The sequence below is a fragment of the Halobacillus ihumii genome (genome assembly GCF_902726645.1).
In the GTDB taxonomy this organism is placed as follows: Bacteria; Bacillota; Bacilli; order Bacillales; family Halobacillaceae; genus Halobacillus_A; species Halobacillus_A ihumii.
The window spans coordinates 3,339,317-3,365,802 of the sequence record NZ_CACVAO010000001.1 but is presented as its reverse complement, the minus strand read 5'-3'; the positions used below and the strand labels follow the sequence as shown (position 1 = coordinate 3,365,802).

At 42.8% G+C, this 26,486-nt stretch carries 23 protein-coding genes; 5 read left to right on the top strand and 18 right to left on the bottom strand.

Going from position 1 to position 26,486, the window contains the following annotated elements:
- The first annotated feature begins 152 nt into the window (after positions 1-152).
- A complete protein-coding gene (locus tag G6R08_RS16715; RefSeq protein WP_163529482.1) occupies positions 153-1,118 on the top strand; it encodes a S66 family peptidase in 966 nt (321 codons plus the stop codon).
- 515 nt (positions 1,119-1,633) lie between these two features.
- Here G6R08_RS16715 and G6R08_RS16710 read toward each other — a convergent pair.
- Together G6R08_RS16710 and G6R08_RS16705 are read right to left on the bottom strand one after the other, a co-directional pair.
- The gene (locus G6R08_RS16710) at positions 1,634-2,626 is read right to left on the bottom strand and encodes an aldo/keto reductase (RefSeq protein ID WP_163529480.1); all 993 of its coding nucleotides are present in this window, start codon (positions 2,624-2,626) and stop codon (positions 1,634-1,636) included.
- Between the two features lie 58 nt (positions 2,627-2,684).
- Positions 2,685-3,452, bottom strand: coding sequence for a (S)-benzoin forming benzil reductase (locus tag G6R08_RS16705; protein ID WP_079529225.1), 768 nt, complete (start codon positions 3,450-3,452; stop codon positions 2,685-2,687).
- Between the two features lie 132 nt (positions 3,453-3,584).
- Between G6R08_RS16705 and G6R08_RS16700 the strand changes: the two genes are divergently transcribed.
- On the top strand, positions 3,585-4,223 hold the full coding sequence (locus G6R08_RS16700) for a YczE/YyaS/YitT family protein (protein ID WP_163529478.1): 639 nt from the start codon (positions 3,585-3,587) through the stop codon (positions 4,221-4,223).
- Between the two features lie 196 nt (positions 4,224-4,419).
- Here the strand turns inward: G6R08_RS16700 and G6R08_RS16695 are convergent, their stop codons facing one another.
- From G6R08_RS16695 to G6R08_RS16675, 5 genes are all read right to left on the bottom strand, one after another.
- Positions 4,420-4,857, bottom strand: coding sequence for a hypothetical protein (locus G6R08_RS16695; RefSeq protein WP_163529477.1), 438 nt, complete (start codon positions 4,855-4,857; stop codon positions 4,420-4,422).
- A 32-nt stretch (positions 4,858-4,889) separates the two neighbouring features.
- Positions 4,890-5,780 carry a D-amino-acid transaminase gene (gene dat, locus G6R08_RS16690; RefSeq protein WP_163529475.1) on the bottom strand — a complete coding sequence of 297 codons (891 nt, stop codon included), beginning with the start codon at positions 5,778-5,780 and terminating at the stop codon, positions 4,890-4,892.
- A 197-nt stretch (positions 5,781-5,977) separates the two neighbouring features.
- A complete protein-coding gene (locus G6R08_RS16685) occupies positions 5,978-7,399 on the bottom strand; it encodes a SpoVR family protein (RefSeq protein WP_163529473.1) in 1,422 nt (473 codons plus the stop codon).
- A 175-nt stretch (positions 7,400-7,574) separates the two neighbouring features.
- Positions 7,575-8,174, bottom strand: a complete 600-nt coding sequence (locus G6R08_RS16680) for a YhcN/YlaJ family sporulation lipoprotein (protein WP_163529471.1) — start codon at positions 8,172-8,174, stop codon at positions 7,575-7,577.
- A gap of 171 nt (positions 8,175-8,345) precedes the next feature.
- On the bottom strand, positions 8,346-8,813 hold the full coding sequence (locus G6R08_RS16675; RefSeq protein WP_163529469.1) for a hypothetical protein: 468 nt from the start codon (positions 8,811-8,813) through the stop codon (positions 8,346-8,348).
- Positions 8,814-8,992: 179 nt separating this feature from the next.
- On the opposite strand from G6R08_RS16675, the gene G6R08_RS16670 reads away from it, so the two are divergent.
- A complete protein-coding gene (locus G6R08_RS16670; RefSeq protein WP_163529467.1) occupies positions 8,993-9,226 on the top strand; it encodes a YhdB family protein in 234 nt (77 codons plus the stop codon).
- 60 nt (positions 9,227-9,286) lie between these two features.
- On the opposite strand, the gene G6R08_RS16665 is transcribed toward G6R08_RS16670, so the two are convergent.
- The 3 genes from G6R08_RS16665 to G6R08_RS16655 all read right to left on the bottom strand — a co-directional run bounded on the left by G6R08_RS16665 (position 9,287) and on the right by G6R08_RS16655 (position 13,005).
- Complete coding sequence (locus tag G6R08_RS16665) at positions 9,287-9,922, bottom strand: response regulator transcription factor (protein WP_163531374.1); 636 nt, start codon at positions 9,920-9,922, stop codon at positions 9,287-9,289.
- A 2-nt stretch (positions 9,923-9,924) separates the two neighbouring features.
- Positions 9,925-11,343 (bottom strand): GAF domain-containing sensor histidine kinase, encoded by a 1,419-nt coding sequence (locus G6R08_RS16660; RefSeq protein ID WP_163529465.1) that lies wholly within the window; start codon positions 11,341-11,343, stop codon positions 9,925-9,927.
- A gap of 99 nt (positions 11,344-11,442) precedes the next feature.
- The gene (locus tag G6R08_RS16655) at positions 11,443-13,005 is read right to left on the bottom strand and encodes a GNAT family N-acetyltransferase (protein ID WP_163529463.1); all 1,563 of its coding nucleotides are present in this window, start codon (positions 13,003-13,005) and stop codon (positions 11,443-11,445) included.
- Positions 13,006-13,179: 174 nt separating this feature from the next.
- Between G6R08_RS16655 and G6R08_RS16650 the strand changes: the two genes are divergently transcribed.
- Positions 13,180-13,779: a TetR/AcrR family transcriptional regulator gene (locus G6R08_RS16650; RefSeq protein ID WP_163529461.1), complete on the top strand. Its 600-nt coding sequence runs from the start codon at positions 13,180-13,182 to the stop codon at positions 13,777-13,779.
- Between the two features lie 33 nt (positions 13,780-13,812).
- On the opposite strand, the gene G6R08_RS16645 is transcribed toward G6R08_RS16650, so the two are convergent.
- The 7 genes from G6R08_RS16645 to G6R08_RS16615 all read right to left on the bottom strand — a co-directional run bounded on the left by G6R08_RS16645 (position 13,813) and on the right by G6R08_RS16615 (position 22,635).
- Positions 13,813-15,234: a dihydrolipoyl dehydrogenase family protein gene (locus G6R08_RS16645; RefSeq protein ID WP_163529460.1), complete on the bottom strand. Its 1,422-nt coding sequence runs from the start codon at positions 15,232-15,234 to the stop codon at positions 13,813-13,815.
- Positions 15,231-15,629 carry a DUF1499 domain-containing protein gene (locus G6R08_RS16640; protein WP_163529458.1) on the bottom strand — a complete coding sequence of 133 codons (399 nt, stop codon included), beginning with the start codon at positions 15,627-15,629 and terminating at the stop codon, positions 15,231-15,233. The genes G6R08_RS16645 and G6R08_RS16640 overlap by 4 nt, the downstream gene beginning before the upstream one ends.
- Before the next feature lie 80 nt (positions 15,630-15,709).
- Entirely contained in the window at positions 15,710-16,891 is a 1,182-nt protein-coding gene (locus tag G6R08_RS16635; RefSeq protein ID WP_163529456.1) for an anti-sigma factor domain-containing protein, read from the bottom strand.
- Positions 16,888-17,625 carry an RNA polymerase sigma factor SigI gene (gene sigI, locus G6R08_RS16630; protein WP_163529454.1) on the bottom strand — a complete coding sequence of 246 codons (738 nt, stop codon included), beginning with the start codon at positions 17,623-17,625 and terminating at the stop codon, positions 16,888-16,890. Before sigI ends, G6R08_RS16635 begins: the two co-directional genes overlap by 4 nt.
- A gap of 373 nt (positions 17,626-17,998) precedes the next feature.
- Positions 17,999-18,829, bottom strand: a complete 831-nt coding sequence (locus tag G6R08_RS16625; RefSeq protein WP_163529452.1) for a S1C family serine protease — start codon at positions 18,827-18,829, stop codon at positions 17,999-18,001.
- A 33-nt stretch (positions 18,830-18,862) separates the two neighbouring features.
- Positions 18,863-20,893, bottom strand: a complete 2,031-nt coding sequence (locus tag G6R08_RS16620) for an ABC transporter ATP-binding protein (protein ID WP_163529450.1) — start codon at positions 20,891-20,893, stop codon at positions 18,863-18,865.
- Positions 20,890-22,635 carry an ABC transporter ATP-binding protein gene (locus tag G6R08_RS16615; RefSeq protein WP_163529448.1) on the bottom strand — a complete coding sequence of 582 codons (1,746 nt, stop codon included), beginning with the start codon at positions 22,633-22,635 and terminating at the stop codon, positions 20,890-20,892. The genes G6R08_RS16620 and G6R08_RS16615 overlap by 4 nt, the downstream gene beginning before the upstream one ends.
- A gap of 1,082 nt (positions 22,636-23,717) precedes the next feature.
- On the opposite strand from G6R08_RS16615, the gene rlmN reads away from it, so the two are divergent.
- On the top strand, positions 23,718-24,803 hold the full coding sequence (gene rlmN, locus G6R08_RS16610) for a dual-specificity RNA methyltransferase RlmN (protein ID WP_163529446.1): 1,086 nt from the start codon (positions 23,718-23,720) through the stop codon (positions 24,801-24,803).
- 92 nt (positions 24,804-24,895) lie between these two features.
- Here rlmN and G6R08_RS16605 read toward each other — a convergent pair whose 3' ends face one another.
- Positions 24,896-26,410 (bottom strand): FAD-dependent monooxygenase, encoded by a 1,515-nt coding sequence (locus G6R08_RS16605; protein WP_163529444.1) that lies wholly within the window; start codon positions 26,408-26,410, stop codon positions 24,896-24,898.
- Positions 26,411-26,486: the final 76 nt, after the last annotated feature.

Genomic DNA, 26,486 nt, shown 5'->3' with positions numbered 1-26,486 from the left:
CCTCTCCCTTCTACTCCGGCAATCAACACCGTCTGTACCTCATTGCTATAAAAATAAATAGTCCTTCTAAACAAGTTAGACTTATTATATGATGTTAATAGTTAAACGTATAGTATTAATTTTCCAAAAAAACTGAAAGCGAGTGATGAGAGATGATCCCGCCAAAACTTAAAGAAGGTGACGAGATCCGTATTATTTCCCCGGCTGAAAGTATGGCTATGATTGCGGACGACCAGCGCGATCTTGCCATTCAGCGCTTTAAGCAAATGGGGCTTACCATTTCCTTCAGCCAGCATGCCTATAATGAAAATGCCGCTATTGAACAACGCGTATCTGACATTCACGATGCCTTTAGAGATCCAGAAGTAAAAGCTATCCTGACAACGATCGGGGGCTATAACAGCAATCAGCTGCTACAATACTTAGATTATGAGCTCATTGCTGAAAATCCTAAGATATTATGTGGATTTTCGGACATCACAGCGCTTGCCAACGCCATTTACAAAAAAACGGGCTTAGTTACCTACTCCGGCCCTCATTTTTCAACGTTTGGAATGGAAAAAGGGATAGAGTACACCGAAGAATATTTCAAGAAAATGTTCTTAAACTCGAACCCTGTAGATATTAATCCTGCAAATCACTGGAGTGATGATAAATGGTTCATGGATCAGGAGAATCGCTGCTTTCATCTCCATGAGGGATATGCTGTCATTCATGAAGGACGAGCTGAGGGGATCAGCATGGGTGGAAATTTATGTACACTAAATCTGTTGCAGGGTACGGAATACATGCCTCCCCTGGAAGGAAAAGTATTATTCCTGGAAGATGATTTTCTGACGAATGTTCCTACTTTCGATCGTGATCTACAATCATTGATCCATCAGCCCCATTTCGATCAAGTTCGCGGACTCGTGATTGGTCGTTTTCAAAAAGCTTCAAACATCAGTCTGCACGATCTTACACAAATCATCCATTCCAAGCCTGAACTTTCACGAATTCCTGTTGTAGCCGAAGCCAGCTTCGGGCATACGACACCGCAATTCACTTTTCCAATCGGTGGCGAAGTTTCGCTCGAAGCAAAAGCTGAGAAAGTAACGGTTACTATCACTCATCACTAGCTGTGGAAGTTTCTCCTATCAGAAACGCTTTAAACACAAGAAACCCGAACAGAGTCCAGGACATATATAAAGCAATGATGTTAAAAATCGAACAATAAAATTGAATAGTATAAACGCCAGATAAATAGCGTAGTCAAAATATGTAGACTCCTGCGGGACTAAAGTACAGGGGGAGATCCCGCAAGGCAACAGCCTGAGGAAGATCGTCTTTTAGAGGATGTTCGGTTAAAAACGGGGAAAGAGGAAGTTCGGCTAAAATCGAAACGTCCTGTTTCAACGCCGAACTACCCCACATCGTGTGGGGCATATGCCAACACCGAACGACCCCACTACGCGCGAGGGCCGCAGAAATCGAAGTGTTTTGACGTAGCGATGGAAGTAAATCCTTTTGGCACACAAATAATCCGAACTGATTTTGATAAAATAGTTCGGATTACTATATGCTTTATTCAAATTTGTTCCAGCCTCTTAATCGAGTTATCGTCGTTCAGCTATTAAACAATTACCTCCATCACTCACTTTTTATTTGGCAGCGGAGCCTTCGGAGAGATATAACCTTTCTCTACTAATTCCTGCCAAAAGGAAGCCGGGATCTCTGTTTTCATAGATGTCAGGTCTTCCTTGATTCGATCTGGACGAGAGGAACCAGGGATAACGGCTGTGACCGCTGGATGGGCTGTTGAAAATTGAAGAGCAGCAGCCTTTAAACTAACCTTGTGGTCCTTGGCGATCTCATTTAATTGCTCTACTTGCGTTATAATTTCGGAAGGTGCTTTTTCATAGTTGTAATGAGAACCTCCGAGTAAGACGCCTGAATTGTACGGGCTGCCGACTACAATGCCTACATCTTTTTCTTGTGCAGTAGGCATTAATCGCTGTAAGGCGCGATCATGGTTAAGAAGTGTGTAGTGAGTGGCCTGCAAGCATAGGTCAGGATTTGCATCATCTAACTCCAACGCAAGTTCTATCGGTTCTGTCGTATTCACTCCGATGCCCCAGGATTTAATGACCCCTTCCTCACGAAGCCGCGTTAGCACGCGAAATGCTCCTTTTCTTGCCTCATCAAACTTCGAAATCCATTCATCTCCGTGAAAATCGGGCGATATATCATGTACATATACCACATCCAGGTAATCCGTTTTTAGACGCTCTAGACTTTGCTCAATCGAGCGGAGCGTTGCATCTTCAGTGTAGTCAGTAATCACTTTGTTTTTACGTGCGTCTTCAAACAGCCCTTCTTTTTCTTCCACTTCATTTGAAATGACACGGCCCACTTTTGTGCCTATCATATAATCATCTCGATTATAGTTGGATAAAGCTCTGCCTAATCGCATTTCCGATAAGCCAGCGCCATATAAAGGTGCTGTATCAAAATAACGAATACCTTGATCCCAAGCAGTTTTGATCGTTTCTTGAGCTTCTTCCTCTGAAACCTCGCGATACATATTTCCTAGAGGTGCTGTTCCGAAGCCGATTTTTTCTTTTAATGCTTTGTGCAAATTATTCATAGCGATCGTCCCCTCCTCAAAATAATTGTCCATCTACTCGGTGTTTACACAGCTCACGTTAAGATTTATTAATCAAGTCATATAGCTTGTACACTTTTCCACTTTCAATGGAAGCATAATCGTTTAGCAAATCCATTAAAACCGCTGCCACTGTTTTAGGAGAATTCAGTTTGTCCTCCTCTTTCAAGGACTTAAACTTATCAAGATCCGCAAATGCCGATTCCTTCGAAGAGCGGATTTCCTTCTGCATATCTGTATCAATCACACCAGGGCTATAGGCAAACACTTTGTGTGAATGTCCGGCCATTTCCTGCTCTAAGGCCGTGGTTTCGGTAAAGCGGTTGATGGCAGCCTTGGAACTGCTGTAGACACTCCAACCGTGGACCGATCTTTCCGCTGCTCCTGAAGTGATATTTATAATCGACGTATTTATTTCGTGCTCATTGGCTTCTTTCAATAAGGAATTGGTGAACATAATAGGTGCTGTGACGTTAACCATCAAGTGCCGGTTCACATCTTTCACATGAAAATTTCCCACCGTTTCAATCGGCTCAATGACTCCAGCATTATTAACAAGATAAATGAAGTGGGCATCCCCTTTTGCAGCATGCCTCATCACTTCTTTGATCCCTCTCCCGAGTTCATCCTGGTCACTAAAATCACAAGGCACATGTGTATAGTCCACCTCCAACCGTTCAGCTAATTGGCGAAGCCTCTTATTAGCATGTCTGGACACCCCAATAACGCGAATCGATTTTTCCAAAAACTGTTGGGCAATCGCCTCGCCAAGTCCTCTCGAATCTCCTGTAACAATTGCATATTGCATGTAGTCGTCCTCCTTAACATTTATCTGCTCTTAAATTTCCCTTCTATCTCAGTTCAAAAACATGAACGGTTTACATTGGGGAAATCAACGTATATGATTAAAAAAGTACAGTGTAGACTGAAGGTGGCAACGATGAAATACTTTTATTTATTTATTATATACGTTGCGGGGCTGGTCATTTCAAGTCTAGGGCTCGCACTGATTATTAAATCAGGTTTAGGCGTAGGTCCTGGAGACAGTGTGGCCGTTGGAATATCGAGACACGCACCGATTACTGTGGGCAGCGTAATGATCATTGCATTTGTTATTCTGCTTCTCGTGAATGCCTGGATTGAACGGAAGCGGCCTCAATTTGAGTCATTACTCCCCATTATATTACGTGGACGAACACTTGATATTTTTCTTTATGGAACACTTGATCACGCTTCCTTTGAAGTATGGTGGACACAGTGGGGCGTATTTACCCTGGGATTGATCGCAACAGCCGTTGGAATTGCGATCTATTTACGAACTCCCTTCCCACGTATTCCGCTTGACCATTTTATGATGATTATGAATGAAAAAACGAAGCAATCCAAAAGCTCTGTCCGTATTTTCACGGAGTCTGGAATGGCTTTGATTGGGTTTTTGCTGGGTGCTCCCGTAGGCATCGGTACATTAATCGTCGCCTTATTGTTAGGTCCCTTTATCCAGACGGCTTATCAAGGAGCCCGGCCGATTGCTAACCTCTGGAGTCAACCTAGGCGTGCAAAAGCGCAATCGCCTCGATAGAAAGTTATGAATTAAGACCGGGAACAGAGGAAGTTCGACTAAGTTCGGCATTCAAGGAAGTTCGGTTAAAACCGGCACGTCCTGTGCCAACACTGAACTACCCCACATCCTGTGGGGCATGTTTCAACGCCGAACTACCCCACGTCGTGTGGGGCAAAAAAAGGCGTGAACCTGTGCGATGGGTTCACGCTTTTTTTTATGCGTTCAGATTAAGGTTTGTAAGACCTCGCTCCTCCAGCTCTTTTCCTATTTTTTCTTCGTATTGGACGCGTTTGGCCATCATTTCTTCCGTTAACGATTCAGGAAGCGGACCAAATTCTTTGATTAATTCTTTCTCCGCTAATTTTTCGACCAGTTTATCCCAAAAGCTGAATTCGTCGTATTCCTCCACGTAGTTATCAAGCAGCTCGTTCTCATATTCCACTGCCAGATCATGGACGTCGAACGGTTCCTGATACGTTATCTTATTCTCAAGTCCCGCCTCTTTGTATTTTGAAAGAACCAGGTTGCGGACGTCTTCAAATGATTCATCCAATTCTAGTTGTGTTGAATTGACGACCCACGTTCCTAGAAATACCGTCTCTACCAGCTTTTCGTATTGATCTTGACTCATTTCCAAGTTAATTTTTTTCAAAAAATGACCTCCATTACTACAGGAATGCTTGCTTATTTACTGGCTTTCACATGCGTAAACATGGATTGAGATTCTTTAATGCCTGCATCCTGCTCATACTTCTGCTGCAGCTTTCTTGTGATGGACCCTACCTGCTTATCCTTTACAGCTTTTCCATCCACTTGCACAATTGGCATCACTTCTGCCGTACTGCTTGTTAAAAACAACTCATCAGCGGATTGAACATCTTCCACACGGAACGATTCTTCCACAAATGGAATGCTTTCATCTTCACAAAACTGTTTGATGCGTGTGCGGACACAGCCGTGGAGAATATTTTCTTTAGCAGGGTATGTGAAAACTTTGCCATCACGAACTAGATACACATTCGAGGAACTGCATTCTGTCACTTCCCCATCTTTATGAAGAATCGCTTCAAAGCAGCCTTGTTCACTCGCTTCCTGCTTCGCTATTACGTTTGGCAGCAAATTCAGGCTTTTGATGTAACACCAATCCCAGCGGATATCAGGTCTCGTAATAGCGGATACCCCTTCTGCCATAAAATCCATTTTTCTGGACAGATCCTGAACGTAAGCATACAAATTAGACTTGACGTTAAGAGGGAAAACATGGTCTCTCGGCGCTGAGCCACGAGTGATCTGCATATACACTTTAGCGTCATTTTGAATTTGATTTTTCTGCAGCAGTGCATCCAGCTGTTGATACATCTCCTCTTTTGCAAATGGCATCTTTAATTTGACGGCTTCAGCTGAACGGTACAGCCGGTCCACATGTTCATCAATTAAATAATACTTGCCATTATAAACACGAATAACTTCATATATTCCATCCCCAAATTGAAGACCTCTTTCTTCAAAAGGGTATTGCAAATCATCTTTATGAACAAAATCGGACTCGGTCAGCACATAATCGTATACACTCATCACTTTAACCTCCTAAAGTTTCACTTCTTGTTTAACGACTAGTTTACCAAAAAATTATAACGTATAGGAACAAAATCAAAAATCTCACCAATACCCTACAATATACCCAGGCAATATCCCAATAAAACCCACCTCAGGTCATCCAGTTTCTGGATGACCTGAGGTGGGTTTTATTGGATTTATTGGGAATTTATCATTTACAGATATTTCTTCTGGATCTTTTTGCCGCTGTAACTAAAGGCTACGTTGCGGTCTTCGATGATGGTTTCCATATGAACAGGGCGCCCCCATAATTGATAAATATAAGGAAGCGTTTTTTCTAAATACGATATATCCAGCTCAACCTCTTCAAAGTGGTGCTTCAAATACAGCTCTCCATTTTTCATGTAGTCGCCATTTTGGACCGTCAGATAAGGGAAGCCGCCATTGACACGCATCGTAATTAACTGATCTCTTACGGACTCATGATCTTTATCGGTAATTTTATATTTCTGTCCTTGCTTTTGAAATAAATACATATCTTCCTGTCTGACTAAGTCTTTTGTTAAATAATTTCGAATAAAGCTCTGGTCAGACTCTATTTCTCGAACCTCAAATATTTTCTCCCGTCCTGTTCCTTCCTCGATCCCATGCTTCTTCATCTCATCAGTTGGATTATTATACCTTTCTTCAATGTCTTCAAAAATCTTCAATCCCAAGTAATAGGGGTTCAACTGAGTTTTAGACGGCTGGACAACACTCGCGTTTAAATTCGCAAAGTCCACAACCTCATCACTCGTCAAATCCAGCTCCCTTAGGATCCTCGCATGCCAATACGACGCCCAGCCTTCATTCATAATTTTCGTTTCAATCTGCGGCCAGAAATAAAGCATTTCTTCCCTCATCATCGTTAAGATATCACGCTGCCAATCGTCCAGTTCCCGACTAAATTCTTCGATAAATAAAAGCAAGTCTTTCTCCGGCTGTGGCGGGAATTTTTTACGTTTTTTAAAAGCGGGCTGTTGGTCCGGCGATTCACCGATTTTCCATAAATCATCGTAGGGGGTTCTCGGTTTCTTTGGCCCCTTCAGTTCCTCTTCTTCTGCCTCCTCTTTCACACTCCAGGACAGCTTCGGCCTTACAAGTGAGGGGTCAATATGCTCTTGAATCGCGAGTACAGCATCAAGGAATTCTTCGACCTCTTCCTTTCCATATAATTTTTCATACGCCGTAATTCGCTCAGCTGTAGCTGACATGCTTTCCACCATATCACGCTTCGTATTTTGAAAGCGCGCATTGTTTTTGAAAAAGTCACAGTGAGCTAGCACGTGAGCTACAATCAGTTTATTTTGAATCAGACTATTTGAATTTAATAAAAAGGCGTAACACGGATTAGAATTAATGACAAGCTCGTATATTTTACTTAGCCCGAGATCATATTGCAGCTTCATTTTGTAATACTGTTTTCCGAAACTCCAGTGCGAAAACCGAGTCGGCATCCCATAAGCACCAAATGTATAAATAATGTCATCTGGACATACCTCGTAATGCATCGGGTAGAAATCGAGTCCGAATCCTTCAGCAATTTCTGTAATTTCTCGTATCGCTTTTTCCAGATTACGATGTTCTTCTTGTTTCAAAAATGCCCCCTCCTTAAGCTTTGCCTACATTACTATATGAAAGAACAGCCAGGAACATGAAAATGTAACTGTCTTTATTAGAAGAGGAATGGTCAATTCTGAAGGGGGAAGTGTTTAAATATCATTTTTTTTCCATAAAAAAACGGGATTCTCTCGGCTGAGAATCCCGTTTATATTATGACTGTGCATCTGGAAACAGACGATCAGTCATGCGGCCAAATTCACGGAAAAAACCTTGAATCGGTTCACCATTTCCTACGTCATCCACGTAGTTATTTGTTAAGTCAACAAAGTCCGGATTTGTGGAAATATACACGTTGTTAATATCCTTATCTGCACCCTTAACAATTTTTGTGATTTGCTTCTCCACCTCGTCACTAACTTCTGTTTTCGCCTCACCATTCTGGTTACCCAGAACCGCTGCCACGTAGGCATTATCATTTGTCGTTAACACATACGCTTCGTTAATGCCCTTCACGTTAGCTTCGATGTTTTGCGCAGCTTTCTCCGCTACATCATACTCATGCTGGTCAGCACCATTCTTATTGTCGTTGCTAGTTCCCATATGGTTGTCATCGTTGTTATCACCCATACGGTTATTATCGTCGCGGTTTGCATTGTTATTATTTCCTTGGTCATTCATATCGTCAGCCATGCGTTCAAAACTCGTGTTTTGAGCACCTTCATTGTTGCCATTACCTTGTTCTTCATCAGCTTGACAAGCAACAAGAGAAGAAGCAACGAGCAGACCAAGCGCAACTGCTTTTATTTTCATGGTGTATTCCTCCTTCCAAGCTTATTTGTAGTATGTGTCTTGAAAGAACTTATATACTAATTTGCATGGATGTAATTTCACAGTTCTTCAAGGCGCAAGGAAGGTTTTGCTGAATTATTTTCCTAAACGAATAAAAAAACAGCCCTTTCTTTCCGGAAAGGACTGCTGTGATCAATCATTTGTTGGAAGCATGAACCAGATGTGAATGGTTACCATGTATAAAGTCAGCATTGCATTAAAAAATATAAAAAATACCGGCGCCAATTTAAACAATCCTTTTATTTTGGCGTAACTATATCGCAGCAAGACCAAGCTGGCAATAAACACAACATAATATAAATAAAACCAAATCCAGCCATTATTCGTGTCTTGGTCTACCCCAACTTCGTATCCGATTCCAAATGCGATCCAAACACCGATAAACGAAAGTACCGAAACCGCAAACCAGCGCTGCCGATCTTTTATGTAATACAACGTCACTCCAGCAAAAATAAAACTAAGTAAAGCGATGATCTCACTGATAATAACAAGGGCGCCCTGGGCAGGTCCGTTAATAGCTGTACATAGACTGATCAAAATAAACAATCCAAATGCGCTTACTCCTCCAAGGTTAATCCATAGCCAATATCGTTCATCCATGACTGATTTCTCCTTCCATCCTTACCAAGTAAATCATTTCCATACCATCATACCAATCCTTTTTGAAAAAATGAATAGTGTCGAATTTTCCATTTCTGTGAAGAACTTTCTGATTCATTCTTACCCTTCATGGAGACAATAAAAACAATCCTTTCTAAGGAAGGATGAAGTGAAAAATCATGTATTATCAAGATTATGACAAAGCATTGCATTACATGATCTGGGGAGAGTGGGATGAACTGCTTATTCTCATGGTAAGAACCCGTGACCATTTTCTCTCTAAGAAAATAGAAGCATTTCTCCATGCGTTTCACTACCCAGGACATGAAACCACCCTGCTCGAAAGCCATGAAAGCTTGTTACACTATATCGACCACGCCCAAGCTACGACACAACCAACCCAATATGTATAAAATAACCACCTCAGGTCATCCATTTTCTGGATGACCTGAGGTGGTATTTATTGTCAGCGATTATTGCATATATTTTACTCCGAACAGGGCAGCTTGGGTTCGGTCGTGGACTTCTAATTTTGAGAAGATATTCGACAGGTGCGTTTTCACAGTTTTTTCAGTGATAAACAAATGATCGGCAATTTCTTTATTGCTGCACCCTTTCATAATCTCCTTCAGTACGTCCTTCTCACGTCGTGTGAGATCTTGTATCCTCTTCTCCTCTTCCTGTTGACCAGCCCCTGTAACGTGTGTCATCAACTGAGTAGCTGCTTTTGCATCAATCATGGTCTCACCTTCATAAACACGCCTGATCACATTAACTAATTGGTCTGGGTCAATGTCCTTCATTTGATAGCCATTAGCGCCAGCCTGAATCGCCGGAATGACAGTATCGTAGTCGGAAAAACTCGTCAGCATGACTATTTTTATGTCCGGATATTGTTCGCGAAGTTGTTTTGTTGCTTCAATGCCATCCATCGTTGGCATTTGAATATCCATAAGTACGACATCAACAGGATGATCACGTAAATAATCAATAACTTCTTGACCATTTGCCGCCTCATACATCACTTTAATATCTTCCTGTGTTTGAAAAAAGAACACCAGTCCTTTTCGCACGACCTGATGGTCATCCGCAATCACAATTTTAATCATCTTCAACTATCTCCCCCTTCTACAGGTATCTCCACTCGAACTGTCGTTCCGCCTTCAGGCTGACTCGTGATCGTAACCTTCCCCCGATGATGCGATGCTCTCTCCCTCATCCCTGATAACCCGAAGGAGCGACCGTGACAATCTGCATTCGTAAAACCTGTGCCCTCATCACGGACCTCAAGCACCACTTGATGGGGGAGTTTTTGTAACGTTACCTCAACCTCACCGATTGCTGCATGCTTCCAAACATTATGCAGCGCTTCCTGTCCAATTCTGAACAAGCCCTCTTCTATAGCATAAGGTATTGAGGTCGTACCCTCTGAATCAATGGTACACCGAAGCCCAATCGTACTCGCGTATGACCGTAATTCAGCTAAGACCCCTTTCTTAAATCGGCCGCCTTTTTCCTCAGTAACGAGTGCGCGCATTTCCTTCAACGCCTGTGAGGAAATATCATGAATGTAATCTACTTGCTCTTTTAATGTGGGAACCGTGACAGCCGAACGGCTCACGGCCTTTGAAGTGAGCACGATTGAAAAAAGTAATTGATTGACGGAATCATGTAAATCCTGGGCAAACCGCGACCTTTCCTCTCTCCTGGCTATCGCTTTTTCTTTTTCACTAAGCAACAGCTTTCGTTCTGCTACCCTGTTATATTCCTTCACCAGCTCAAAAATCTCCAGTTCTGCTTTAGAAAAAGACCGCCCTTCTAGGCCGATCAGTTGCGGACTTATACTGCCGGGCGAATCAGCCGCTTCGTCTGATTCCACGCTTGCCCACCGAATCAAACCTCCCGGATATAGTGCTCGTAATCCATCTTCAACAGTGGTTCGTAAACTATGTAATGTATCCGCCTCTTGAATGCTTTTCGTCAACTGATGAGATTTCATGAGCAGCTTGCTCCATTCTTCTTCCGCTTCAAACCGTTCGATTCGTTCGAGCGCTGTGCCGATCTGCAGCGCAATCGACTCTAACAACTGCAAATCTTCCGAATAACTTGTCTTATGTCTCATCGCGACATTGAATAGGCCAAACGATCTTTCTGGCGTTTGCAAGGGCACTGTCGCATGGTGCGTAATACCTTCCGTCCCCTCTATCCCTTCTTCCAATACCTGTTCAATCCGCTTACAGGCAATAATACTCGTCGCCTTTGTCAGCCGGCCATTTTTATATCTCGATACACAATGACAGTCCTCGCCGCACATGCGTTGCTTCTGATTGCGGGCTAACGCAGGAGGAAGCCCATCATCCGCCACAAGCTGCACTACCGATTCATTTTCAAGAAAAATCCACCCCGTCTCAAAGTCAGTCATGGAAATGAACTTCCTCAACACATCCCCGAGTACCTGTTTATTTGTAGACTCATTCAACAATTCAGCTATATTTTTTAACGTTTCCAGCTGCGATGAAGAATCGTGCATGACCATCACCTTTTCTTATTTGTGAAAATTCATTAAAATGATTATAACACGACATAAAAAAAAGACGAACCATGTGCTGGTTCGCCTCTTTAGTTAAAATTACGTCCGATCCGGTTTAACTTCTGTATCAATATGATAATTCAATTCAAATAAATCACGCCTGCGATCGCGAAGCTGTCTTACCGTACCCGACTTTCGCTGTCTTCGTAAAACTTCCAAGTCAACATCACCGACCACAACGGTTTCCACATTAGGGTTACACTCCCCAACCACACCGTCACGTGCAAATTCAAAGTCAGACGGTGTGAAAATTCCGGACTGAGCATATTGGATATCCATATTTTCAACTTGTGTCATGTTGCCAACCGTGCCGGCAATAACCGTATACACCTGGTTTTCAACCGCGCGGGCCTGAGCACAATAGCGGACGCGCAAGTAACCTTGGCGATCATCTGTACAGAATGGAACAAAAATAATGTTAGCTCCTTGATCCACCGCATAGCGAGCCAGTTCAGGAAATTGAATGTCATAACAAATTTGGATGGCAATTTTTCCACAATCGGTATCAAACACTTTCACCGCATCGCCAGGCTGAATCCCCCACCACGTGCGCTCATTCGGTGTGACATGAATTTTGTATTGCTTCTCAATCGTACCATCACGTCTGAATAAATAAGAGATGTTATAAATCTGCTCATCTTCTTCAACGAAATGCGATCCACCGATAATATTCACATTGTACTTCACGGCAAGGTGTTCAAACATCCGAATATAGTCCTCCGTAAAGTCAGATAATCTTCTTACTGCCTGAGATGGCACCTTTTCCTCGAGAAAAGACATTAACTGCGTCGTGAAAATTTCCGGAAACACAGCAAAGTCTGATCCATAATCGGCCGCAACATCAACATAGTACTCACACTGTCTGCTGAACTCTTCGAAAGAGTCGATATTTTTCATCATGTATTGGATCACCATTATGCGCACAGGATGACTCGTCTTAAAGTGGCGCTTCGTCCGCGCCCGGTAATCAATATTATTCCACTCCATTAACGTAGCGTATTTTGATGAAGCCTTATCATCCGGCAAGTAATTCGGGTTGATACGCATCACCGTGAACCCGTTAATAATTTGAAACGTTAAGACAGGATCATAGATGTTTTGATTGCGCACTTCTTCAACATATTCTCTTGGAGACATCTCCTGCTCATATTTATGATAGTTCGGAATGCGGCCCCCGATGATGATACTCTTTAAATTCATTTCGCGTGCCAACTCTTTTCGAGCTTCGTACAACCTCCGGCCAATCTTCATCCTGCGAAATTCCGGGTGCACCATCACTTCAATTCCGTACAGGTTGTACCCATCCGGGTCATGGTTTGTGATATATCCTTCATCCGTAATATCATCCCATGTATGTTTATCATCATATTCGTCAAAATTAACAATCAGACTTGAACAGCTTCCGATAATATCGCCATCATATTCGACCACAAACTGCCCTTCAGGGAAATGCCTGAGGTGACTTTCAAGATGAGCCCTCTTCCACGGGTCCATATTTGGAAAACACAACTGCTGCAACGTAAAAATCTGTTCTATATCATTCTCTTGCATATTACGTACAATCATTTTTTTCTCAAATTGTGATAAATCAAGTTTAGACATAAGTTCGTTCCTTTCTATGAAAAGTCTTACGAAGCGAAACACTTCTATCGTACTGAATAATGGACTAAACTGTCTAGTTCGATCATCGTTCTTTACGATTTATTTATAACATTATGAAATGAATGTTTTGATTAAGTTCATAACTGATTGTATAGTAAAAGTGAGGTGAAGCCTATGAACGGATTTGAAAAACGAAAAGAACGGAAGAAACATAATATTATTACAGCCTCGTTTGAACTTTTTTCAAAGTATGGCGTGCAGAAAGTCAGCATCCAGCAAATTGCAAAAGCAGCCGACGTTTCCCAAGTAACCATTTATAATTACTTTGGCGGGAAAGATCAGCTCCTGCTGGAAACCATTAAATCATTCGCCTATGATCTACTGGAATCCTCCCGCGCTATTCTCCACAGCTCCGCTCTGGATTTCAAAGGGAAACTCGATCACATGATCCACAGTGAGAAAGAAAGTTTTTTTCACATGGACGCTGACTTTATCCAGTCGATCATGTCAGAGCATCCTGAAATTAAAGCGTTTATCAGTTCTTTTACGAACGAGGAATCGATCCCGCTTTTCATCGAACTGATTGAACAAGGGAAGGATGAAGGATACATTTCTGACGAGCTCTCCTATCAATCGATTATGATTTATATCGATATGTATGCACAGGCTTTACGAAAACATAAAGAACTTTATCGTACAGAAGAAGACATCAAACGATTCACCGATGAGTTTACCCACTTATTCTTCTACGGATTGCTGGGCGACCCTTCTTAAAGCTGGCCTTTTTTCACAAAAATGGGGCAGCTTCTATCTAAACTTCTTTACATACCAGCGGATCAAACTATTTAGATTACTGTCAAACAGCTTTTCCCGCCAATAGATATCGGCTGTCTGGGAAACGATAGTATTTCGTGCTGGATAAGGATGTATGACATTGGATAAGGACTGAAATTTTTTATTTAAGCTCTGGATCGTTCCCACTTCCTGCATCCACTCCCCGGCACCTGGACCGACAGCATGGGCGCCTACAATTTTTCCACTGTTCGTCGTTAGTACTTTTACCAATCCTGCAGTCTGTAGCTCGGCCATAAATCGGTCATTATCAGAAAGCTTTGTCTTAAATGTTAGCAGCTGATCACCGTATTTCTCTCTCGCCTGCTCTTCCGTCAGACCCAAGTGATAGATTTCTGGGGACGAATAGATCACCCATGGAACCTTTTGATAAGAAACTCTCCTTGAAAGTCCAAGCACTGCATTTGAAACGACAAGTCTCCCTTCCATGCCGGCTGCATGAGTAAATGGCATCGAGCCGTTGCAATCCCCAATAGCATAAACATGGTTCTGATTTGTTCGCAAACAATCATCAACCTCAACGGCACCATCTTTTGTCTTGATTCCTGCGCGTTCAAGAGAAAGCCGTTCAATATTTGCCTGGCGTCCTGTTGCTAGCAGCAGCTGATCGGCTTCGATACTTCCTTGCATTCCGTCTTGAGAAAAGTGAACTACAACCTGCTCTGCTTCTTGTTCAACACGATCTACAGTCGCATTCGTTAAGATCGAGACTTCTTCACCAATTACCTGTTCCGCTATTTGGGCGATTTCACGATCCTCCTGTCCAGCGATCTGATCCCCGGCTTCCACGATCGTAACACTCACCCCCAGCCGTGCCATCGCCTGAGCTAATTCCAGCCCAATGACCCCGCCGCCGATCACCACGAGTGACCGAGGGCGCTTCTTTAAGTTAAAAATCGATTCATTCGTCAAATAGCTGACTTGCTCCATCCCTTCTATCGGCGGCACCACCGGCGATGACCCTGTAGCTAACACGATGCGTTTTGCCGTGATGATATCTTCTCCGACTTGAAGGGTGTGCTCATTCACGAAACTTGCTTCTTCTTCAAACAGATCTACTCCTAACTTAAGAAAGCGATCTTTAGAATCATGGCCCTGGACCTCACCAACCGCCTTTGAAACTTTATCCATCGCTACAGCAAATAAATGATCATACTGCTCACTGGAAAGCTCAGTCAGCTCTGCTGTCACATGCACTTCTGCTGCGCTGTGAATTAGGGCTTTTGAGGGCATACATCCATAATGTAAACAGTCACCACCTAACTCCGTTTTGCGTTCGATCAAGGCTACAGAGGCCCCTAAACTTGCTGCGCCCGCCGCAACAGTCAAACCTCCCGATCCGCCGCCGATCACGGCCAGTTGATAATCAAATTTCATGAAGATACCCCTTTCATTTGGTCGAGATATTCCTTGGAGATTTGCTCCATTCGCTTACGATTCGCCCCGAAATCTATGTAGCCAACTCTTGAAGCAGAGCGAAAATGAACCCTTTCCTCTAGTTGATCAAAGTAAAACTCCACATCGTCTTTAAACTTAAGAAACTTTGATGTAAAAACAACATGCAGATAATCCTCTTGTTGGCTTTGAATCTCGGTCCGTTTCTCTGCACCGATGATATTCAGGATGACGTTTTTTGCCCCATCTTTATCGCGAAAAAAAGGAAGAGACTTCATTTTCTGCTTAGATCGCTGTGCCTGTGTAGATATGCAATTTGGAGAATTTGGGCACGGTGCTAACTCTCCATTTCGAACTCCCAGCCATTCCTTAGTCATGATTACCCTTCTCCTTTTTCTGTCCTCCCTTATCTATTCACCGAATGAACAACAAAAAAACACTTCGTTCTGCCGAAGTGTTAGTGAGATCCATTACCATTACCCTTTTGTTTGTTCGCTTTGCCATTGTTATGCTTTTTGCCAGGGCCATTTCCGTTATGATTTTTGCTTTTCTTCTGGTTTTTGTGATCGTGTTTCGTTTTTTTATCCGGTTTATGATCATCAGCTCGTTTAGAGGGGTCAGGTTTGCTATGTTGATTATTCTTTGCTTTTGCTGAATGATTCTTGTTCGCTTTTTCTTTGTCCGAAGCAGGACGATCATTAGCACGCTTATCTGCTTGGTCACTTCTGTTTGCCTGACCCGGGTGAGGTGAATGGTCCTTTTTTTTAGCATGGCCCGGAGGAGTCTGCTTGTCTTTCGCTTGAGAAGGTTTAGGCTTAAATTCATCCTTCGGGACAATGAACATTTCTTTGGAAGAATCACGGTTGATCTGCTGAGACGGCTTTTCCATTTTATTTCCGTTTGATTTTGACGATTCTGATTGGTTGTAAAAGGATTGTATAATGGCTTTATCGTCAGCCTCAATCGTAACTTTCGCTGATTTACCGTTTTTTGCTTCACTAAGTGAATCTGCCATCAATTCATTAACCGATACCTTTTCTTTTTTCGCCTGTTTCCTCAACTGGCTGGGGACATTATAGGAGGCTATTGACAAATTAAAAGATTGTTTAGCTAAATAGCTCTCAATTTTGGCAGAAAAGTCCTCATCATGCTTATTTACATAGCTTACCCCAATCAGCACCTGATTTTGGTTATTGATATAACCTAATTCCTGACTTAATGTAATCATGTCAAAGGTGACTTCGGAGGCAGGGTCGTTCTGCCAATCCTCAAGCTTTGATAATAGGACCTCCGCGTCTTCATTCAGCGGAATCACATCAATGACTTGCATGTTTTTATTAAGCTTAAGTTCAACACTAGGGTTCATATCAATATTTACAAAAGCATAGGCTTTGTTACTCCCATACCATAGATAGGCTGGAAATAAGGCAATCAATAAAGCTAACGCAACAGCGACAAATTTCATCCTGGGCAGCGTAAACACCTGGGCAAAACCTTTGTGTTTAACGACGGCAGGTTGAAAATACACTTCCATTCCTACTTCAGCCCGTTTTAAGAGTTTCGCTTTATGAAAATTCCCATCATTTGTCATCACGATCGTATACGATCTGCTTTGCTCCATGACAATACCTTTTCTCACATACCCACCCCCTTTAGATAATCTTTTAGATACACATAGTCACCAGAAAAGATGAGTACCATAGCAATGATGAATTTACGGTTTCGCTCCAATGTTTTCTTACTGACCTCTACTTTATTAACGAGGTCTTTAATGGGCAGCCGACCTTTTTCAAGCACTTGCTGACGAAGCTCATCGTTTTCATAAACGATACGCGCCACCTGAATAGCAGACTCTCTTGCGTCCACATGTTTAGGAGAAGCCTCTGTTAATTCAGCAAAGGAAAGCTTGTACTTTCGCAAATGAGCCTGAAATTCACGAATCTCCTCCCTGCGATACCACGCTTCGGTCTCAAGAACATAGCGGTCTTTCGCTGCTCTTACCTCTGAAGGATTTTCCATTTGTTCATCCTCAACATAATCTTCGTCAAGAGAAACTACTTTAAGACGCTTTTGCTCGTTTCGGATATAATCAATCACTTTACGCTTTATGACAAGCTTCGCAAAGGATAAGAACGAGCTGCCTTTGTCACAGGAATAAGCGTCAATGGCCTCGTTAAAAGCGAGCAAACCAATACTGTATTCATCATCTTTCGTTGGGTCAATGTATCTCTTACATACTTCAGAAACACTTTTGGCGATAAAAGGTTGATACTGTTTAAGCATTTCATTTTTAATGTTGTCGTCTCCCTGTTTTGCAGCTGCTACCAGTTCATCAAGGGAGGTGTCCTTCGTTCGAAAAAGACCTCTGATCAACCTTCATCACCTCCAGCTAATAAATATTTTCGTTTCAAAATTCATCTATTTGGGCGTATTTTAAATAAAAGTTTCATTTTTATTACAATTTTGTATCAACCATATAAAACTGAAGTAGTTTTCACTAATTGTATAAGGCAGGTATGTGGATATTGTATAGAGCAAGACAATTTTACTCAATATTCGACTTGTATTCCACCACACACGATTTACATTTTATTAAATAATCATTTCAAAAAACAGGTATTTAGAATTACGCAATAACCATTATCAAGTTAAGAACGTAAATATGCCCACAAAATAAGTCTTACGAACCATAAAACAATGATTCATAATACCTATTTAACCCCCTAAGTAAAACGTCAGCTATTACTTAGGGGGTTTCTTGGTTTGTTCGCTCATAATAATAATCGATAGGAATGGCCAGTCCGACCCGCCCTTTTTCCTCATGATCTAAGGTGGCAAAGACCACAGCCATCACTTTTCCTTGAGAATTAATGACTGGGCTCCCCGAATTGCCCCGATAGATTGGTGCATCAAGCATTAAAACAGGCTGCTTCCAATCTTCTAATGTAATAGAGTCGATAATCCTCCCTTTATTCGCGATTCCTGTGAAGCTTAACGGGTTTCCGATAAAATAAAAAGGCTCCCCTTCTTCAAAAGACGTTTGTTTTGCTAACGTAAGATGGGGAAAACCGCTACCTTCGGCTTGTAATACAGCTAAGTCAACTTCAGGAAACTTCTCCACAACTTTGGCTTCAAACAATCCCTCGTCAGGGAAAGCGACAGAGATCCGTTTCTTTCCTTCAATCACATGGTGGTTTGTAATAATCGTTCCCTCTTTATCGATCGCGAATCCCGTCCCTTTACTTTGCCCTGCTTCCACGACAACGACTGCTTCCTGGTATCGATCAATGTCTGGATTAGTAGAGAGTTTTGCGGACGTGACTAAAAAGTCAATCGCGGGAATCGAGAACGTTTTCGGAATGACAGCAATGATGTTTGCTATCATCATAAAGGCGATCAGAAAGAACAGCCACCTTGGAAACGGACGCTTAGATTTTCTCTCCTCTTTCTCTTCCCGTTCGCGTTCCCAAGCCAGCCTTTTTTCCTCTTGAATAAGTTCATATAATTCTTCATCATCTATTTCTTCATATAAATCATCATCAATGATATCCGGCTTTTGATCATCATGGTCTTTCATGCGTCGACACCTCATAAGCCATTAGAATAAGAACTACATAGCACCTGCTTTAACGGCACCCTGCTGCATTTGATACATCTGGTAGTACTGGCCGCCTTCAGCCAGAAGTTCACTATGCGTTCCTCGCTCTATCATTGTACCACGATTTAATACGAAAATTTGATCTGCCTGCTGAATGGTGGATAATCGGTGGGCAATCACAAGTGTCGTCCGGCCTTGCTTTAATACTTCCAAGGCTTTCTGAATGATCTGCTCGGTTTCCGTATCAATGTTCGCCGTCGCTTCATCCAGGATTAAAATAGCTGGATCAAACGCGAGTGCCCTGGCAAAAGAAATCAACTGACGCTCTCCCATTGATAAAGAATCTCCTTTTTCCTGCAGAACGGCATCATATTGATCTGGTAATTTTTCTATAAAGCGATCTGCCCCTACAGCTTTCAAGGCATTGATAGCCATTTCCCGGGAAATTTTTTCATCATTCATCGTTACATTCGACAAAATCGTCCCCGAGAAAATAAAGGGATCCTGGAGCACGATCCCCATGTGACTACGTACCTGCTGCCGTGACCATTCTTTTGTAGAGTGGCCATCGATCGTGATCTCACCAGTTTGAGGGTCATAAAAACGAAATAACAAGTTCATAATTGAACTTTTTCCAGAACCTGTGTGACCGACAAAGGCTGCCGTCTGTCCCGGCTGTACTTCGAAATTAATATCTTTGAGCACGTCTTCTCCTTTTGTATAGGCAAAGGTTACCTGTTTAAAGGCAATCTTTCCACGATAACGGGACACAGGCTCATGGTCTTGAGATTCCACCGGTTGTTCAAGCAGCTCGAATACGCGTCCAGCAGCGACACGAGCCTGCTCAAGCTGCGGCAGCTGATTAACGAGATCCGTTACAGGTTGAAAAAGCCGGTTCAAATAATCAACGAATGCGTAAAGTACACCGGCTGTTACAATTCCTTCCACGCCAATTGATGAGGAACCGAAATACCAAAGAAACGCAACAAAAGCGATGTTTCTCAATACATTTACCAAATTAAACGAAGTTAAAGCACTCAATCGTACAAGTTTACGTTGGTAATTGAAATGTCTCGTATTCAGACGTTCAAAATCCTCCGACGTTTGTTTTTCCTGACGAAAGGCTTGAATAATCGACATGCCTTGTATCGCTTCATTTATACTCCCATTCATATCACTAACGGTAGATCGCACAACGCTATTGTACTTGCCCCCATAATGCTTATACAGCCTCATCCATACCAGAATAATCGGAATCAGCAGCAAACACATCAAAGCAAGCTTCACATCTAGCAAAAACAGAGCGACATAGATCCCCGCCATGTAAAAAATACTTGTAACAAATGTGGCCAGCACCTTGACGTAAAGCTCCCGAATCGCTTCTGTATCGTTTGTAACGCGCGCCACGATTTTCCCCGCCGGCTGATCGATAAAATAATTCACAGGCAGACGGTGAATATGAGCAAATACGTCATCTCTCATTCGCTTAATAATACGATTAGACGTCTTTTGAAGAATAAATGTGTGAATGAATTGAAAAACAGCTGCAATCAGCAGAAGCCCGAGATAGATGGCAAGCAGCCAGTAAATCGAGCGCTGTTCAGGCTCGAAGAAACGATACAGCTCTGTCAAAGACAGTTGCTCTGCTTCAGCTTTCATCGTTTCCCCATTTAAAGTAATGGTAACGACTCCATCTTGATAGGAGCGACTGCCCGTCAGAGGCACATCAGAAGGAATAAACATATAATTCCGGCCTACTTGCAAAATAGTTGCCGTATCGGTTACTTCATCATTTTCCTCAATACGGTCGGCCCGTTTATACAGTTCTCCGTTATAAGAAACCGTGTAGGCATCAGGCTGCTGAACTTCATGCCATTGGTCCTCAATGCCGACGATATGTTCATCAATCAGACGCTTGGCAATAAATGGCCCTGTAAGCTCTAAAGCAACCGCAATAACTAAACAAACAAGCCCAATAACAATATTCCTTCGATACAATAAAGCAAAATTAAATAATTTACGTTCTGTTGAAGGCTTCCTCATTCCTTCACCTCCCGATCAAGCTGCTGATGATCATATTGTGTCTGATACCAGCCTTTTTGCTTCATCAGCTCCTGATGAGTACCTTGCTCAGCAATTCGGCCATCTTCAAGCACTAGAATATGATCAGCGTGAGTCACCGCAGACAATCGATGCGCAGCAATCAGCGTTGTTTTTCCTTCTCGTTCCTTACGAAGATGTTCGATAATGGCTGCCTCTGTCTCTCCATCCACAGCTGACATTGCATCATCAAGCATGAGAATTTCCGGGTCCATGATGAAAGCCCGGGCTATCGCAACTCGCTGTTTTTGCCCTCCAGACAGGGTAACCCCGCTTTCTCCCACCATCGTGTCGAGCCCTTTCGGTAAAATTTTCATATCTTCTAGAAAGTGGGCTAAGCGCATGACTCGATAAATCTCCTCATCCGTCGCCCCTTTTTTACCAAACTGAATGTTCTCGCGAATGGACTTAGAGAACAAAATTTGCTCTTGTGGGACATAACCAATCCAGGATCGTGTCGTATCTAAGTCCAAGTTTTTGATATCGATGCCATTAATTTGCAAAGAGCCTTGAAGCCCCGGATATTCACGGAGCAACTGTCTGAACAGTGTGGTTTTTCCAGCACCAGTCTTCCCTACAATGCCAATCGTCTGACCGCGTTTGATCGACACATCCAATTGACTTAACCCTTTAACTTCCGCCCCTGGGTATTGAAAATCTACCCCTTTAAACTCGATCGTATCTGGATAATCGAGCCTTCTCGGATGACTAGGGGACAGAACGTCAGGCTTATACTGCAGCGTTTCATTTACTCGATCCAGTGAGGCATTCCCACGCTGCATCACATTGATCAGCTCGCCAACCGCAAACATCGGCCAAATTAACATGCCTAAATATACGTTAAAAGAAACCATCTCACCGAGCGTAATCACATTGTGAAAAACAAGTGAGGCCCCATACCCAAGGCCGATGGTGTAAGAGATTCCTACGAGAACGGTTATGGTTGGTTCAAACAAAGCATCCACCTTGGCTACTTTGACATTTTTCCCGTACACATCTTCAGTTATATTCTGAAACCTATGCTGGTCCTGTCGTTCCTGGACAAAAGCCCTGACTACCCGAACCCCTCTCACTGATTCCAGCACATAATTATTTAATTCCCCGAAAGCTTCCTGAGCTTCCATAAAACGCTTATGAATCACACCGCCATACTTATTCATCACAAACGCCATAATCGGCAGCGGAATCAAAGCTGCTAAGGTTAACTTAAAGCTGATCGTCAACCCCATCATCGCAATGATTAAGATCATAAAGATCGTCGAGTCGATCAACGTTAGTATTCCAAACCCAGCCGTCATTTCAATGGCTTTAAGATCATTTGTACTGCGGGCCATTAAGTCGCCAGCCTTATTACGTTGAAAAAATCTCGGAGTCATTTTGAGAAAATGATCCATCAGTCTTGAACGCATACTGCGCTCCATAATAGCCGCTCCGCTGAATAACGTATAATCCCATAAATATGAGATCGTGTAACTGGCAATAATCAATCCGCCATATAAAAGCAGCACATCAATTAGATGTTCCATTGTTAACGTATTAAATTGTATTTCATCAATCGCCATCCCAACCAATTTTGGCGGGATTAAATCAATCGCACTTACGATAATCAAGGCGATAATGGCAAATGTGTACCTTTTCCAATATTGCTTAAAAAACCAGCGTAACTTCACTAACACACTAAACATCGCTATCATCCTTTCATCTGTTCACTAGCTAACCACTCTCTTTCCAACCTTCGTTCCATTCTTTGTGCGTCCATTTGTTACTCATTTCATAAAAACCTCCTGTAATCATGTATTTATGTGAAGCGGTCACAGCCGCTTGCCACCAAGAAAATAAAGATCTGTCCTTTATGACAGACGCCTAAAAACTCAAAAAAAGCATACGTACGTGACGTATGCTTTCCAAACACATAAAAAGGCCACGAACATACGTGGCCCGCTATGAACCTATTCTCATGGAATAAACTAGGTTTACCGGCTGGCCACGAACCATATGAAATTGGACTGGGATCGTACAATTCGTTTTTTCATGGTCGTGACCTCCTTTTCTCAATGATTATATATTATACAATTTTCGGAAAATTAATGCAACAGATTATTAAGGAAATTAATTCCTTTCTACTGTTTTAACTGTTCCGTCATTATGAAATTGTCCTGATTGATAAAGGTTCCGTATTTATTAATATGAGGATGGGGATGGAAAACCACTCGCTTTCCACGGGGAAGACGGCAAGTCTCCTCGGTCTCCGACCTCCGGGGCCTCGCCAGCCTTTCCTTTCCCGTAGGAGTCTCGCAGTTTCCCATTTCGATAATGAGCTCTACGGAACCATTTAGTAAAAAATCGGAGATACTTCTCCAGACGAGCATCGGGCCTTCCTTTAACGGAGATTGAATTTAACGGTACTGTTCATTCATGAAGGTAGACCTATAAAAGCTGTCATAATTAATGGTTATGTAGTGTTCCTACACTGACAGGTACCCGTTCCGTTTCTTTTACTAGGTAAGGTGGTCGGGGAAATGACGAGACTCCTGTGGGATTATAGTACAGGGTGAGATCCCGGAAGGCGGAAGCCTGAGGAAGCTCACCGTACGCCCACGGAAAGCGAGTTATTTCCCCGACCACCTTCTTCTATTCCAATGACGCAGCTGCTAAAATGTTTGTACTGGAAGTTAAAATAAGATTCTGACTTTCCCATACTGGTTGTTTACAGCCTGTATATCCATTATTATAGGAATAGCGTATTTTTTTATAGAGGAGCGTATATATGAAACAATCCATTTACGGATTAACCTTTGACCAACTGACGGAGTGGATGATCGAGCACGGTGAGAAGAAGTTCCGCTCAAAGCAGGTTTGGAACTGGCTTTACCAGAAGCGTGTCACCGATTTTGCAGAGATGAAAAATGCGAATCAGTCCTGTATCGATCTTCTCGATCAGCATTTTACGATAGAGACATTAAAGGAAGAAATTAAACAGGAATCAAAAGATGGAACGGTTAAATTCCTATTTAAATTAGACGACGGCAACGTGATCGAAACCGTCTTGATGCGCTTTAACTATGGCCTATCAGTTTGTGTCACCACACAGGTCGGCTGCAATATTGGCTGTTCATTCTGTGCGAGTGGCGTTCTGCGTAAAAACCGTGACTTAACAAGCGGCGAGATTGTTGAACAAATTATGCAAGTACAGCACCATCTGGATGATCAAGGCCAGGACGAACGTGTCAGCCACATTGTCGTGATGGGAATCGGTGAACCATTCGATAACTATGACAACTTGATTGATTTCCTGCGTGTTGTAAACGATCAAAAAGGATTATCGATTGGAGCGCGTCACATCACTGTATCTACAAGTGGAATCGCGCCAAAAATGTACGAGTTTGCGGATGAAGGCATCCAAATTAATCTGGCTCTATCCATCCACGCACCGAACAATGAACTCCGTACGAAAATTATGAAGATCAATCGCGCCTATCCATTAGAGAAACTAATGCCAGCTATTGATTACTATTTAGAAAAAACAAATCGGCGTATTACCTTTGAATATATTTTATTAAAAGATGTGAATGATCATAAGAAAGAAGCGGAACAGTTAGCCGCTTTACTAAAAGATAAGCGCCATTTATCGTACGTTAACTTAATTCCGTACAATCCGGTCGCTGATAATCCGTACGAGCGCAGTGAAAAAGAAGCCATTCTTACCTTCTATCAGACTTTGATGGATCGCGGAATAAGATGCGGCGTCCGTACCGAGCACGGAACCGATATTGATGCAGCATGCGGTCAGCTTCGAAGTAAACAGATCGAAAAGGAAAAAGCTCGTAAAAAGAAAAATTTACAGGCAAATTAAAAAAAGCATGGGGCGCCGGCCTCATGCTTCTTTTTATTGTTCTACAACTCCTATTTTCTAAAAGCATTAGCCACACTCTTAGTAAAACAACATCAACCGTGGAAAGGGACGATCCCCCAATCATCCATATATTTCTGAAGCCTTTGCACGTCCCGATCAGGATGCACAAAACCAATGTGCCCATCCGGTCGCACTAAATAAATGGCTCCTCCGCTAAATCCTCTTTTTTCTGCGGCAGAATCATACTTGAATGTATGAAGCACCAACCCGCGGTCCTGACAAAAATCCCGAAGCTCAGAGTTGGCTCCACCATATACATGTACTTGCCAATCCCACGCACGTAAAGCTTCATAGTTCTCCCCTGTATATGGGAGTCGAATACCAGCCTGGAGTTCGTTTACTTTTCCCCTGCTCAGCCGGCTCTTTGTGTACTCAATCTGCACTTGAGATAGGGTCATAAACAGCTTTTTTCTGGCTCGATCTGATCGATTCGCTAATGGGATCAGCAGAGGAGCAATTCTTTTTCGAAACAGTCGATTGGCTCTCTTCTTAGAGACTACTCGTGTAAACACACGGTCTGTTGTATCGACTAGACGTTCCGCAAAGGCCTTTCGCTCGGTTTCATACGTTTTAAGCACCTCTTGTTTCATTTTTCCTTGCACGACGGCTGCCAGTTTCCAGCCAAGATTCATGGCATCTCCAATTCCCGTGTTCATTCCCTGGCCGCCTGCTGGACTATGAATATGGGCTGCATCACCAACTAGAAAAGCTCTTCCTTTTCTAAAGACTTCCGCCACCCGATGATGAACTTTGTATGTCGAGAACCAATTGACTTCTTTTACGTCTATACTGAAAGCAGATTGCATGTAATCTACCAGATTTTCAGACGTAATCTCTTTATCAGCTGCTGTCATGTAATCGGGAAACACACCAATCGCCCTCGTGGTATCGCTACTGCGAACAGGCAACAATACAACAAACTCTTCCCCGTGCATACACATCGCTAATTTATGAGAGCCAATAGGCGCTCCTACGGCCTTCATATCCATCACATAAAATTCCTGTTCATACGTCCCGCCTGGAAAACCTGCCTGAATTTGATGACGAACCGCACTGCTCGCGCCATCACATCCGCATATATAAAGAAATTCTTGTTCGCTTTCTTCACCGTCACAAACCAATACTGCCATCGTCCCCTCATCGGTCTCATGAAAAGACAACAGCTCTGTGTTCCACTCAACCTCTACTCCATATCGCTCAAGCTGCTTCAGTAAAACTTTCTCATGCTCATCCTGTGGAAAACTGTAAGGCGACGTGAAGCGGCTTATTCCTTCCCCGATCGACCCAAGATCAAGATGGGCCTTTTCTTTACCATCTACATGGACATGGACGCCTTCAATCTTGATCCCGCCCGTTACGAATTCATCAGCGAAATTAAATTGATCATAAAACTCAAGCGTTCTCGGCATCACGGCCATCGCCCTTGACGCCTCCCCGGGTCCAGATTCTTGGTCAATAATTTTAAAAGGTACCTGCTGCTTCGCCAGGCTCAATGCTAAGGCAAGACCAGTCGGGCCGGCACCTGCAATTAAAATTTGAGGCTTCATACAACCCCTCCTCTATCATTCAATTCCTGCCAGTTGCGCCGCAAATGCTATAAGTGTTTACACCCCGAATGTTATG